General features: G+C 33.6%; 9 protein-coding genes and 1 tRNA gene. 4 read left to right on the top strand and 6 right to left on the bottom strand.

Annotation, left to right across the window (positions count from 1 at the left end; translation table 11 throughout):
- Window positions 1-12 precede the first annotated feature (12 nt).
- From F0000_RS19700 to F0000_RS19715, 4 genes are all read right to left on the bottom strand, one after another.
- A complete protein-coding gene (locus F0000_RS19700; protein WP_149626440.1) occupies window positions 13-2,778 on the bottom strand; it encodes a response regulator in 2,766 nt (921 codons plus the stop codon).
- Between the two features lie 64 nt (window positions 2,779-2,842).
- On the bottom strand, window positions 2,843-5,308 hold the full coding sequence (locus tag F0000_RS19705; RefSeq protein ID WP_149626441.1) for a S8 family peptidase: 2,466 nt from the start codon (window positions 5,306-5,308) through the stop codon (window positions 2,843-2,845).
- A 3-nt stretch (window positions 5,309-5,311) separates the two neighbouring features.
- The gene (locus F0000_RS19710) at window positions 5,312-6,316 is read right to left on the bottom strand and encodes an AAA family ATPase (RefSeq protein ID WP_149626442.1); all 1,005 of its coding nucleotides are present in this window, start codon (window positions 6,314-6,316) and stop codon (window positions 5,312-5,314) included.
- A 431-nt stretch (window positions 6,317-6,747) separates the two neighbouring features.
- Window positions 6,748-6,820, bottom strand: a tRNA-Met gene (locus F0000_RS19715).
- Window positions 6,821-7,209: 389 nt separating this feature from the next.
- Between F0000_RS19715 and leuC the strand changes: the two genes are divergently transcribed.
- The 4 genes from leuC to leuB all read left to right on the top strand — a co-directional run bounded on the left by leuC (window position 7,210) and on the right by leuB (window position 12,136).
- Window positions 7,210-8,607, top strand: coding sequence for a 3-isopropylmalate dehydratase large subunit (leuC, locus tag F0000_RS19720; protein WP_149626443.1), 1,398 nt, complete (start codon window positions 7,210-7,212; stop codon window positions 8,605-8,607).
- Window positions 8,608-8,651: 44 nt separating this feature from the next.
- Window positions 8,652-9,248 (top strand): 3-isopropylmalate dehydratase small subunit, encoded by a 597-nt coding sequence (gene leuD, locus F0000_RS19725; protein ID WP_149626444.1) that lies wholly within the window; start codon window positions 8,652-8,654, stop codon window positions 9,246-9,248.
- A 113-nt stretch (window positions 9,249-9,361) separates the two neighbouring features.
- Entirely contained in the window at window positions 9,362-10,885 is a 1,524-nt protein-coding gene (locus tag F0000_RS19730; protein WP_149626445.1) for an alpha-isopropylmalate synthase regulatory domain-containing protein, read from the top strand.
- A gap of 192 nt (window positions 10,886-11,077) precedes the next feature.
- On the top strand, window positions 11,078-12,136 hold the full coding sequence (leuB, locus tag F0000_RS19735) for a 3-isopropylmalate dehydrogenase (protein WP_149626446.1): 1,059 nt from the start codon (window positions 11,078-11,080) through the stop codon (window positions 12,134-12,136).
- A 719-nt stretch (window positions 12,137-12,855) separates the two neighbouring features.
- Here the strand turns inward: leuB and F0000_RS19740 are convergent.
- Together F0000_RS19740 and F0000_RS19745 are read right to left on the bottom strand one after the other, a co-directional pair.
- Entirely contained in the window at window positions 12,856-13,332 is a 477-nt protein-coding gene (locus F0000_RS19740) for a DinB family protein (protein ID WP_149626447.1), read from the bottom strand.
- Between the two features lie 540 nt (window positions 13,333-13,872).
- Window positions 13,873-14,583, bottom strand: a complete 711-nt coding sequence (locus tag F0000_RS19745) for a thioredoxin family protein (protein WP_149626448.1) — start codon at window positions 14,581-14,583, stop codon at window positions 13,873-13,875.
- Window positions 14,584-14,784: the final 201 nt, after the last annotated feature.

A 14,784-nucleotide genomic window follows, 5' to 3' on the forward strand; every position in this document is an offset into this window, starting at 1 on the left:
CTAAGACAGATATTAGTTTTTATATTGATAATCGGTAGGACTACATCCATACTTTTCTTTAAATCTCTCGGAAAAATAGGACGGACTATTAAAACCTACATCATATGCCACTTCCTGAATTCTGATATTCGAATCCTTTTTAAGAAGTTCTGCGCCTAATTCAAGTCTATGAAATTCAATAAACTCCACGGGAGTTAAACCAGTAATTGCTTTTAATTTACGTTCTATGGTTCTTAAACTTGGATTAAGATACTTACTAAGTTCTTTTACATTAAATGAAGGGTCAGTAAGTTTTTCATTAAATACCGTTTCAATTTTATTCAAAAATTCCTGGTCTATCGGAGAAATATTTATGGGGTTTATTTTGAAAATTGACTTTCCGCTATACTTTCTCTGCAACTTTTTCCTGGATTCCAGTATATTTTTGACTTTAGCTACTAAAATCTTTTTACTAAAAGGTTTATACATATAATCATCTGCTCCGGTCTCAATACCAGTAAGTTCATTTTCTTCACCGACCTTGGCGGTTAAAAGTATTATGGGAATATGACTAGTAGATTCATTGTTTTTTAATTCCTTAGTCAGAGTGATACCATCCTTTATAGGCATCATAATATCCGAAATTATAATATCAGGAATATACTCTAAAGCTAACTCCACACCGTTCTGTCCATTATTTGCTATTACTACATTAAAACTGTTTTCAAAAGCTTCTTTAAGAATTTTAGTAAGATCGATGTTATCTTCTACAATTAATAAAACTGGTGCATCTTCAGAACTTGTTTTATTCGATTCAATAGGTAATGATGGATCCAAATGAATTTGTAAATTTTTATTTTCATTTAATTCAGCATTCAGTATTTCTTCCTTCAGATAAACATCATTAGATATTGGAATTTTTATACTAAAACAAGCCCATTTATTAAGTTCACTATCAGCTTCAATTAAGCCTTTATGTAATCCTACTAACTCTTTAACCAAAGTTAAACCTATACCAGATCCTTCCATATTCTCATCCACTTGATAAAATCTATCAAATATTCTGTTCAATTGTTCCTTAGAAAGTCCGTTTCCGGTATTTTTTATTTCAAGATTTAACCAATTAGTGTAGCTATTTACTTTCAGAATAACCGAACCTCCATTCAGAGTGTACTTAAAAGCATTTGATAGAAGGTTAACTATAATTTTTTCTATTACATCAGGGTCAAAGCAGGCTTCAACATCTTCTCCTTCAGGAATTTTTATATCGTAAGAAATGTTCTTTTTGTTACTCAAATGAATGAAAGAATTTGCTATAACATCTAGGAGATTATAAATATTACCATTCCTAACCTTAAGACTAAGGCTTCCTCCTTCTATCCTTGACAAATCCAGTAATTGATCTACTAAACTCAATAAACGCTTATTATTTCTGTTGATCATTTCGAAATCAGAACGATCTTTTTCAGAAAGATTATTGTCTTCCAACTTTTCCTGGATAGGTACTGAAATCAAAGTCAATGGCGTTCTAAACTCATGAGATATACTTGAAAAGAATTTACTTTTAAATTCATTAATCTGTCTTAGTTTGTCGCTTTCTAAGGCTTTTTTGAAGTTTCTAAGATCCAAATATGATATTACACTCATAAAAAGGGTAGTTTCTATTACTACGAGAGGTACAAGGATGAAAAAATTGTCTAAAACAATACATAGTATATAGCCAATAAGTAACATGATACTCCCTATAAAAATAATGGCAGTATATGTAAGTTTTCTCTTTACAAACATATACACTACAAACCCCAAACTTATCAATGATAGAATATACACAGAGGTCTTCATTATATCTTCGTGATAAGGATAAAATGGATTAGTAATAATTATTATATTATAGATGACTATGAAGGTTATAAAAAGATAAATCGCAAAATTGTAAACCGGATTAAGCCTGGGATAATACTGTTTGATATCAATAAACTGTTTAGCAAAAAACATATAACTCAAATTTGCCAGCATTTGGCAATTTTGGTTCAAATAGAAGTACAAATTTGGGTGTATTTCTGAATAAAAATTATAGAAAAACGGAGTCCTATAACCGTAATTAAATATTAGAAAAAAGAGGTACAAAGCGTAAGACAAAAAATATACTTTTCGCATAATCAAATAGTGCAAAAACATAAAAACAAAAGATATCATTATCATCCCAATCAATAGAAAAAACTGAAAATCAAATGTTATATTATCAATCAATATCTTTCGAAGCTCTGAATTTTCATATAAAGGTTTTTCATTATAGGTTATTACATTACCTTGTTCATTTATGGATTGTAGTCCATAAACAGTCATTGGTTTATTATGGGTATAAAAGGGCTTTGAAAAATTAATATCTTTTGCCTCTAATAGTATTTTTGAAGATTCTTGTAGCGAAACTATTTTTTGTGTCGGATAGGAAAGTCCTGTTATTAAATTTTTATACTCTCCATTTTTCCCAGGGACATATAGTGTGATTTTATCAGTTACAGCAAAGTTAAACTCAATATACTTTGGTGGTACATCAGTATTTAAGGTGAAAGAAAAGATATTCCAATACGAAGTGCCTATTTCAACATTTTTTATCTCCCTATTTGAAAATTCTTTTTTATCAACTTTTAAAATATCATCTATAGTGAGCTCTTCTTTCGAAATATGGTAACGATTTTTGAAATTTTCAGGAACATTGACAGAGTCTAATACTATGTTCTGACTATTGCAAATTAAGGCAGAAAATAAAAGGAAATAAGTAGTTAGTACATTGAACACTTCAAAACATTTTTTAGAGTAAATGATATAAAACTGAGTTCTACCTATAGATTAAAATAAATTGCTAGACCTCAATTGGCAACTCAATTTCATTTTCGATTCTTATTGATTCATAAACATCAATGTTTTCATTCAAAACTTCTATAGATACAACTATAGCAAAAGGAACAGGCTCAAAATTTTTATCCCAACTCTTATGTCCTCTAACTGAAAAGCTTAACTCTTCAGGAAGATCATAGGATTTTAGAATAGCCCAGTCTTTTTGAACCGTGCTATTATTTCTACTAAACCCTTCTACAGTACCCCAATCTTTATTTTCTCTAATTTTCCATGGAATAATATTTCTTTCTATACTTTCAGGAGTTTGTATTTCTTGATCTTCTATTTCTTTTACAACTCTTTTTATAAAGTTCTCTTGAGATTCCCCTAAATAAGAGCTAGTCCAATCTAGCCAAGTGGCTAGATAAGACTTTGTTTTTTGCCTAGTTCTTCTAACTTTTGCGGTATATGATAATGTTACCTCAATCAATACATCATATTCATCAGCTTGACTTCTTAAACTTTCAGGTATCCTTAAAGAATAAATTTTGCCTTCTTCGGCAGCTATTGAATCTGTATTGTAAAAAGTAATTCTTTGTTCGCTGTTATTGGTAACCCTTTCAATTGAAGGCAGCCCATAGCCGAAGTGTTTTATACTTCTATTTGTAGGGTTTAAAAAGAAATCATTAGGCAATCGTGATCCTTGCACTACAAGTGATTTAATAAGGTTAATATCTTCATCAGGGTATATTTTCCTTAATTGAGCAACAATATGACTTACTTTAGAAGTAGCAAAAGAAGTTCCTACAGTGTCTTTGCCAAAGGCATTGCCACCATGCAATGTGGATCGTATTAATTCTGTAGAAGTAACCCCATTCTCATTGATAGCGTTAATTCCGTTTTTCGAACGGATAAGTCCTCCACCAAATTCCACTACATCTGGTTTGATATGCTCCCAAATACCAGAACCAATTCTTGAGAAGCCAGAAATATCATATTCACTTCCTAATGAATACCAATTTTCATCTTCAAATGAGGTATGATTAATAGAGCCAACGACTAACCCAAAACTACTTTGTGCTGGATTAGCTAACCCACAGAAGGGTTTATCTAAATAATCTGGATAAGAAACTCCATTATTTATGTAATTTCTGATATCAGGTTTTCCAATATTACCTGCGGATATTATAAATAAAATACGATTGTCATGGATTAGAGAGTCAATTGTTGCAGCCCATAATGACATATGCTTTTTACGAAAAGGAACTTTAGAATTTATAGAAAGATTAAAGATTGAGCAATCTTTGTTTTCTTCCACAATTTTAATCATTAATTCTGCAGGAAACTTGTTTACAAGGGTATTATTTTGGTTTAAAATACGAAGGTTTCTTACGAAACAAGGAAGTTGATAATCCGCATCTATTTCTGATATACCATATGGATATAAAATTGCGCCTGCGACTTTTGTTCCATGTCCACCTCCTAAAACTTTGTCCACAGTTGAAGGATCACCTTCTACATATGATTTAGAATTATCGTTTATTATTGCAGGAGCTAAATATTTGTGTCCCTCCATAATACCACTATCAATGACTCCTATTTCTGGCGAACCTACTTCAGGTGGCAAGATATTGAAATCTATATCCTCTCCTTCCTTAACATTACCATCAACCCCTCCAACTTCTTCTACTTCAGAAATATCAAAAACAAAAGGATAATTTTGAACTAAATCTTTAAGTCCTTTACCATTAATTTCTACTTCACAACCAAAACTGTCAGAAAGATGAATAATACTACTTTTTAATTCACCATAATGATTTATAAAATTTTCAAAGCTTTCTTCACGATCAATTAGCAGTTCATCCCGTTCAATTAATCGATTTCTATACCTTTCAAGACGAGCTACCCCTCCTCGCTTTTCAGGGTCAGGTTCTTTTCCGATAGGTTTGTCAAATGCAATACTTACTTCTAAAAGAAATATATCGTTGTCATCAATATTAGACCATTTGGATAGAAGTTCTTCCGATAATATATGTTCAGCTTTCCAATTAGAATCATCCCCTTCAATAATTTCCCAAAACTCAGCAATTTTGCCGGTACCATGTTTGGATTCAATGAAACCATTAATCTTTTCTTCTAAAGATTGTAATTTATCAAGAGATGCCCCAATAATAAAACCATTTTCTTCCTCAGAAATAATTTCAATACCAAATTGTTTTAGATCAAAGTCGCTTGTTAATATATCGGGATTTATCTGTAAAAAAATAGGAACTACCTCAGAATCTATTGGAGCTAAACCTTGCTCTTTTCTTTCTGAAAGCATTGTATTCCAGTCTTTTTTAATATTGCCAGTCTTGTTGAAAAGAAAGTTACTATGCCCTTGTCTATTGTCTTTATTTTTGGCAGTTCTTTCACTAGTTTCTCCACCTCCATACAATCGAGGTTTTCCTATAACTTTTTGAACAAATTTTAAATGTGGAAATTTTTCCATGTATTATTTATTAAAAGCTAAGTTTTCCTCTAGAGCTTTTAATAAATCGTCTGGTGATATTTCATTATTAGAATTAATAATGGAATTTTTAGCAGCATCAATGGCAATTTTAACTATCACAGCATAAGATAGACCATACATTCTTTCGGCGTAATCACTTAAATTGATGGATTTACTAAGCTTTAAAGCAGAAAAAGTAGTAGTTAGTAAATTCACTATTTCTTTCTTATTAGGTTTTGGTAACTCAATAAAATCATCAAACCTTCTAAATAAAGCGTTATCTAAACTATCTTCTAAGTTAGTTGTAGCAATCAATATACCTTCTCCATCATACTCTTCGAGTAATCCTAATAGAATGTTCACAATACGGTGAATTTCACCTACATCACTAGATTTTACATCTCTTTGCTTACCTATGATGTCAAATTCATCTAAAAGTAATACACAAGGATAATCTTTAATGCTTTCAAAAAGCTTTTGAAGGTTAGCAGCAGATTCCCCTAAATACGAAGATATAATTGAATCGAAACGTACTTTGTAAAAAGGTAAACCTAAATCCCAAGCAATTTTTTCTGCAGTCATACTTTTTCCACATCCAGACGTTCCATAAAGTAAAATCTTCTTTCTAGGTTTTAATCCGTGATGAGCTAATCTTTCTCTTGCAAGATATTCTTTTTCAATTCTTAAGATTTTGTTTTCGACATCTGGAGAAAGTATCATTTGATGTCTCAAATGGTCATGCTCAATATGGGTAGCTAGAGGTAACTTATATCTTCTATCGGCAGGAATTTTAAAATCAGCTTGCTTGGCAATTTTAAAAGTCCCATTTGTTCCTGATTTTTCCGATTTAGCTATATTGCCTTCTAAAATAGCGCTAAGTTTATTTGCCAATTTAGAATGTCCTTTTTCCTCTTCAGCTCTAATAATACTGTACGCTATCTTGATCAGAGGAGTATTTTTGTTTCCCTCAATGGATTTAAATAATCGAGTAAGTAGCGCTTGATTCATTTGGATAAAAGTCTAATACAAAACTACGAAATTTAATACAACTATTTTTAAACTGACTTCCCAAGATTCGATAAATTACAGGTTCCATAAGTAATGTTAACAACGATAATGCGAACATTTTGCATTCTTTACTTTTATTTTATCAATATCCCAGGAAAGAAAAATTAAGCATCTTTTTGATAAAAAATTAAAAATGCCCCCCACCAATACCCTCCACCTATATTAAATATGTCAACCAAATTCTTTCTTTAAATAGAGACCAAATCTCTTATTATCAATTATTTACATTAAAAATAAGAACAAAAAAAAGAATTTGTGACCTTCGGGTAGGAAAGGCGAAAGTCACACTCATTTTAAAGCTGAATTAGGTAGTTTTAGCCTAAAAAAACAAAAGCTAAAATATTGAAAAACAATATTTTAGCTTTTAAAAGTAGCGGGAACAGGACTCGAACCTGTGACCTTCGGGTTATGAGCCCGACGAGCTGCCTACTGCTCTATCCCGCGATATAAAGATTTATTTCTCACTTGTTCTGCAACTTTAGGTAATAAGCCTAACGAGTCACGTATCTTTCCTTGCGGACGGCAAATATACGACCTTTTTTGACTTTGCAAAGCATAATTCATAAAATTTAATAATCTTTTTACAAGTTTTTTTCTTAACCACTGATTATAAAATATATACTGATTATATAATAACATAATTTCTTAAAACACACTTATTTTTTATCAAATCACTTAAAATTTGCGCTATTATTGAAATATACTCAAAACTCATCCCTTCTTCATATTTTTATTAGCACTTATCTACAGTAACTCGTAAATTTGTTTCCTTTTTAACATTTTAATAACATGATACCAAATGTATCATCAACTTAGAAGTAAAGATCATAAAAATGAGTAAGACATTATTTGACAAAGTGTGGGATTCGCACGTAGTACGTAAGATAGAAAATGGCCCGGATGTGTTTTTTATTGATCGACATTTCATCCACGAAGTTACCAGCCCGGTAGCTTTTTTAGGAATAAAAAGCAGAAACAATACCGTGTTATATCCAGAGCGAACCTTTGCAACAGCAGATCATAATACACCTACCATAAATCAACATTTACCCGTAGATGATCCATTATCAGCCAATCAGCTAAAAGCATTAGAAGAAAATGCCGCAGAATGGGGTATTTCTCATTGGGGATTAGGCCATCAAAAAAATGGTATTGTTCATGTCGTTGGACCAGAAAATGGCATTACACTTCCTGGAGCGACCATTGTATGTGGTGATTCCCATACGTCTACTCACGGAGCCTTTGGAGCCATTGCATTTGGGATAGGAACCTCAGAAGTAGAAATGGTATTATCTACCCAATGTATTATGCAGCCCAAACCAAAAAAAATGCGCATTAATGTAAATGGTGAGCTTGGTTTTGGAGTAACCCCCAAAGATGTAGCATTGTATATTATATCAAAACTAACAACTTCTGGAGCGACAGGATATTTTGTAGAATATGCAGGAGACGTGTTTAGAGATATGACAATGGAGGGGCGTATGACCGTTTGTAACCTGAGTATCGAAATGGGAGCTCGTGGAGGAATGATTGCTCCCGATCAGAAAACATTCGACTATATACAAGGGAGATCATTAACCCCAAAAGGTGATGCCTGGGATAAAGCCATGAAGTATTGGGAAACCTTAAGTACCGATGCAGACGCTGTTTTTGACAAAGAACTTACCTTTGATGCAGCAGCAATAGAGCCCATGATTACCTACGGTACCAATCCTGGAATGGGTATAGGAATCACCAATAATATACCAGAAGCCGCAAGTATAGAAGGAGGAGTTGCCACCTATAAAAAGTCACTAGGATATATGGAATTTAATGAAGGAGAAGCGATGATCGGCAAAAAAGTAGATTATGTATTTTTAGGGAGTTGTACAAACGGAAGAATTGAAGATTTCAGAGCCTTTGCCTCTATAGTAAAAGGAAAAAAGAAAGCAGACAACATTACCGCGTGGCTGGTTCCCGGATCACATGAAGTAGAAGGAATGATCAGAAAAGAAGGGATATTAGATATTATTACAGAAGCCGGATTTACACTTAGAGAACCCGGATGCTCTGCCTGTCTGGCAATGAATGCTGATAAGATACCCCCAGGAAAACTGGCAGTAAGTACCTCAAATAGAAATTTTGAAGGACGACAAGGACCCGGATCCAGAACACTACTTGCCAGCCCACTGGTTGCAGCAGCAACGGCAGTGACAGGAGTAGTAACAGATCCAAGAACACTCTTAGTGTAACTATCGCTGGTATTTACCAACAGTAATTATTAAAAAAAGAAAAAATGGCATACGATAAATTCAATATACTAACCTCTACCGCAGTACCATTATCTATAGAAAATGTAGACACAGATCAGATTATTCCTGCACGTTTTCTCAAAGCAACAGAGCGCAAAGGATTTGGAGATAACCTTTTTAGAGACTGGAGATACAATTCTGATGATACTCCAAAACAAGATTTTGTATTAAACAACCCTATCTACAGTGGTAAAATCCTTGTCGGAGGTAAAAACTTTGGATCAGGATCCTCCCGTGAACACGCCGCCTGGGCAGTGTATGACTATGGTTTCAGATGTGTAGTATCTAGTTTCTTTGCAGATATTTTTAGAGGTAATTGCCTAAATATTGGCGTTTTGCCAGTGCAGGTAAGTCCAGAATTTCTAGAAAAGATATTCCACGAAATAGAAAAAGAGCCTGCAACAGAAATCGAAGTAAATCTGCAAAATCAAACCATTACATTAAAATCTACTGGAGACACAGAATCCTTTGATATCAATAGTTATAAGAAAGAGAATATGCTCAATGGCTATGATGATATCGATTATCTAACAAAAATGAAATCCGAAATTGAGGAATTTGCAGCAGAACGACCGTTCTAAATAATTTGGGCGTTCGAGCGGGCTATCCGCTATATCTTTTTTGTCATCCCATAACTAATCCAAAAGATGACAAAAAAGGATGCCGCTGCTATCCCTAACGCAAAACATATACTATGAACAAACGATCATTAGAAATCATGGATACGACTCTGAGAGATGGTGAACAGACCTCTGGGATATCCTTTTCTGCATCAGAAAAACTAACGATCGCACGCCTTCTTATCGAAGAACTTGGAGTAGATCGTATCGAGGTAGCATCTGCCAGAGTATCAGAAGGCGAATTCGAAGCTGTTAAAAACATTATTGATTGGGCAAATAAAAATGGATATCTCGATCGTATAGAAATCCTCACCTTTGTAGATGGAGGAAGGTCGTTGCAATGGATGCAGGAAGCAGGTGCAAAAGTACAAAATCTCTTGACAAAAGGATCTTTGAACCACCTTACCTATCAATTAAGAAAAACTCCGGAGCAACATTTTGCAGACATCGCAGAGAATTTTGATCAGGCAAAAAAAGAAGGCATCACTACCAATATATATCTCGAAGACTGGAGTAACGGAATGCGTAACTCATCAGAATATGTGTACCAGTTTCTTGATTTTCTCACAACGCAAAAGGTACAAAGAATATTACTCCCAGATACCTTGGGAGTACTCATACCTTCCGAAACATATACATACCTATCTGCATTAAGAAATAAATATCCCGACGTACATTTTGATTTTCATGCTCATAACGATTATGATCTGGGAGTTGCCAATGTATTAGAAGGCATAAAAGCAGGAGTAAACGGACTGCACTTAACGATGAACGGGATGGGAGAGCGAGCAGGGAATGCTCCACTGGCGAGTGTAGTTGCCGTTATTAATGACTATGTTCCAGAAGTCCATATTAATGTAAAAGAACCAGCACTCTACAAAGTGAGTAAACTGGTAGAAACCTTCTCCGGATTCAAAATCCCTGCCAACAAACCAGTGGTAGGCGATAATGTATTTACACAGACGGCAGGCATTCACGCAGATGGAGATAATAAACACAATCTTTATTTTAATGACCTGATGCCAGAACGTTTTGGCAGAAAACGTAAATATGCATTAGGAAAAACTTCAGGAAAAGCAAATATTGAGAAAAATCTTCAGGAACTGGGATTAAAATTAAGCCCAGAAGATATTAAGAAAGTTACACAGGAAATAATCAAATTAGGTGACAAAAAAGAAGTCGTTACCCAAGATGATTTACCATATATTATTTCTGATGTTTTAGATAGTAAACTATATAAGGATAAGATAAAAATAAAGTCATATTCACTAAATCACGCAAAAGGGCTAAAACCTTCTGCCACCGTTGCTATAAAAATAGATGATGAGGTTATTGAGCAACATTCGCAAGGAGATGGGCAGTATGATGCATTTATAAAAGCCCTTGTAAAAGTATACGATCAGAAAAACAAGGTACTTCCTAAGCTCATTGATTATGCCGTTAGGATCCCTCCGGGAAGCACCTCTGATGCCTTGTGTGAAACAGTAATCACCTGGAAAACAGAAACAAAAGAATTTGTAACCAGAGGATTAGATTCTGATCAAACCGTTTCTGCAATCAAAGCAACAGAAAAAATGCTCAATATCATTGAACTGTAATCAATTTATGAGTTTTGGTAATCTTTTAAAAAATAAAATAAAACAATCAAATCATTTGTCTGAGTATGCCAAAGGTAGTTCCCTATAAATTCTTACAAACGTTGACAGTAAACTATCTCGTAGCATTTAAATCTCGATTATCGAGTAAAGACAAAACAATAAAATAAATATAATTTTAGAACATATAGTATAATGGAATTAAACATAGCGCTGTTACCAGGAGACGGGATCGGACCCGAAGTTATTGATCAGGCAGTAAAAGTTTGTGATGCCATCGCACAAAAATATAATCACCAGATAAAATGGACCTCTGCATTAACAGGTGCTGCGGCTATCGATGCAGTAGGAGAGCCCTACCCTGATGAGACTCATGAGATTTGTGTACAGGCAGATGCCGTATTATTTGGAGCCATAGGTCATCCAAGATTTGACAATGATCCTTCCGCAAAGGTACGTCCGGAGCAAGGACTTTTAAAAATGCGACAGAAATTAGGATTATTTGCCAATGTACGTCCCACCTTTACTTTTCCGTCATTAATAGACAAATCTCCTTTAAAACAAGAGCGAATAGAAGGAACAGATTTAGTATTCTTGCGAGAATTGACCAGCGGTATCTATTTTGGAAAAAGAGGTAGAGAAGATAATGGTAATACAGCATATGACACCTGTACATATACCAGAGCAGAAGTTACACGTTTGGCAAAAAAAGGATTTGAGATGGCCATGTCACGCAGCAAAAAATTATGTTGTGTAGATAAGGCAAATGTATTAGAATCTTCCCGTTTATGGAGAGAAACTGTACAAGCTATGGAAAAAGACTATCCAGAAGTTGAAGTAAGCTATGAATTTGTCGATGCTGTGGCAATGCGATTGGTACAGTGGCCTAATTCTTATGATGTACTCATTACAGAAAATCTTTTTGGGGATATCCTTACAGATGAGGCTTCAGTAATCTCCGGATCTATGGGATTAATGCCCTCTGCTTCTCTCGGAGAAAAAACATCTTTGTTTGAGCCCATACATGGATCATATCCGCAAGCAGCAGGAAAAGATATAGCCAATCCATTAGCAACAGTTCTTTCTGCGGCGATGATGTTTGAAACTGCTTTCAACCTTCCTGAAGAAGCAAAGGCCATTAGAGCAGTGGTGGATAGATCTTTACAAGAAGGCATAGTGACCGAAGATCTTGCAGGAGAGGAAAAAGCTTATAAAACAAGTGAAATAGGAGATTGGTTAGTAGCAAATATGTAACCAAATGCTTCAAATTATTCATAAACATAAAAAGGGCTCATCGATACTGATGAACCCTTTTCTTTTAAATATGACGATACTTGTTAAGCCTGCTCCGGGGTAAAACTGTCTATATAAAATTATATGTAATAGACAGTGATATGTTTATGAATAAATATCTAACCTGAGCGTTAAAAAATCTATTGATTTCTTATTGTTTTTTTAATTTGACGTTTGTCATTGTTCTTCCTTACAAAGATGGCATAACTTTTTTTAAGAAATTATGAGATTTAGATAAGTAGTAGAGAACTGTAGACGAATGACTCTCTTCCTTAAGGTAAGTTGAATTGTACCAACTCATATTTTAAATCAGAAATAGATAAGCCTTCCTAATAAAGCTATCTTTTTTCTTCAGTATTATTTAAAAAAAAGAATCTGTAGCTATTACAGAACCCTATTTTGGCATGATTCCTTAAAGTTTGCTTCTCTTCACTTATATTTTCAAAATAAAAGAAGCTGCATAGCGATGTCATATACCATTCATCCTCTTTTTTTCTAAAATTACCAGAGCAAAACCCTTCCATAGTTTGCAACAAGGTTTTTTTGGCAAGATTGCAGGTACATCAGTGCAGGAAGGTGTCATTATGTCCTGGTGACAATTACAGGGATGCAGCAAGCCTTTGTTGTTATTATAAACCTCTGATTTATATTCCCAGTAATGTTGGTCAAGGTGTATGCGTTCATACCTTATCTTTTACAATCAGTTTTCTGATTAAAGAAATTTGCCCAAGATGATAGTAACTATGCTCGAGTATACCTTCAATATTACGCAGGTATGTGCCATATTTTGTATCTACAAATACATCATCTAATTTTTGATCCTCCATGTTTTCTACAATAGAAGCAAATTCCTCCGCATTTGATAAAAATTTCTCAACCAAATTCCTCCAATCCGTTTCTGATCGGATTGGGGATAAGTCAAAACTGTACTTGTCACGAATTTCTAGTGATCCACCTTTGCAAACTTCTATAAGACCAGCTATATAATAGTCAACATGATAGGTAAGTAATGCAATCGTATTCAGGTCTTTAATTTTATAAGCAGCTTGTTGCCAGGTCAGGTTTTCTATTTGCTCTTTATAATTTGTATTAGCGATCCAATGACCATTTAGCAATACTTCCCGTAATTTATTAGCGATATATTTACTTCTTGTCATGTTGATAATTTTTATTTGGTTTTATATATAGAACTCATGTTGAGTAGTGGTTTTCAACCGGAAAATTTGGCTTTTGTACTATAATGAAGTAGTTTTTTTTCAGCACAGCCATACGGTTAAAAAATCAACAAAATTAGCGTGCAAAACGTGAATTTTGTAGGGCAAAGCATTAGTCAAGATGAGTTCATAATATGTATGCTGATTGATAACTATTTTTTAATAGGTTAGTAACCTATCCACTAATCCCGAGCACTTTGGTTTTAATGAAATTCTGATAGGCATTTTGGGTTTAAAAACCTATTCTCGATATAATTTTCCTTCGTAAACTACCTCAAGGCAAGCCCACAAGGCATTTATTGAAAAAAACAAGTTGATTTCGAGGCAAGCCTCGAAGCATTTAAATCTCGATTATCGAGTAAAGACAAAACATTAATATTGACTGTTTTTAATCTTCTACATTAACAATCTCAGCTAGTAAGCTGAATTAGAATAATCCTAAGACCATCATTGGTCATCCAATAACACTCTATTAACCAAATATCAGCTATGAGGCGACAATAGCTCATTCACTTCTTCTTTTAGCTTAGAATAGTTTTTGATAAAAACCTCTTCTTCTGTAAAAAAAGTTTCCTCTCCATTTTGATTAGTAAACTTTGCGTAAGGCACATAACCACCAGTATAATAATTGATTATTTTCTTGTTTTTATTCACCAAATACCTTGTTGGAAAACCTAAAATATGACTAAATCCCGAAATATTCAATTCATATCCATTCTTTGCTTCTTTGGTAGAAGGTATCAAAACTATATTTTTATCGTATCGACTCACTATTTTTTTTAGTTTATTGCTTTCATCCCAAAACAAGAGTACGATATCAATTTTATCAGAATATTCTTTACTAATCTTATTCAGAGCAGGGATCTCACTGATACATGGCTTACACCAACTAGCTGTTGCTAATAATAATATTGGTTTCTCTCTGTTTTTTAGGGAATATTCGTTACTATCAATATCATAGAATGTATAATCATTTACATATGCTCCTTTTATCAGGTTTCTGATAGAGTCATACTGTTTTTCTTCATTTTCAATATCGCCCTTTGCATTGAGCGTATTAGCATCTTTTCTATGGATACTTATTCTTTCTGTTACACGAGAGAAATATTTTTTCTTATTATCAATCTCTTTCGTGCTTTTTTGACTACAAGATAGAACAGAAATAAGTAAGATTAAACAGCAGAAAGCCCTCATTGTATTGATTTTTTACAGTTATAATAAAAAGTTATATTATAAGTGAATGTCAAAACAATGCGAAATGTTACTAGCTAACTGGCTTTTTTTATTTCTTTAAATTTTTAATCTTACGCAACGTAAAATTCCCCGTTTTAACAAAGTAGTTATAAAAATATATTCAAAAATGATTTTACACCGCGTAACATAGCATACCTTCAA

The organism is Aquimarina sp. RZ0 (assembly GCF_008370685.1).
Classification (GTDB): Bacteria; Bacteroidota; Bacteroidia; order Flavobacteriales; family Flavobacteriaceae; genus Aquimarina.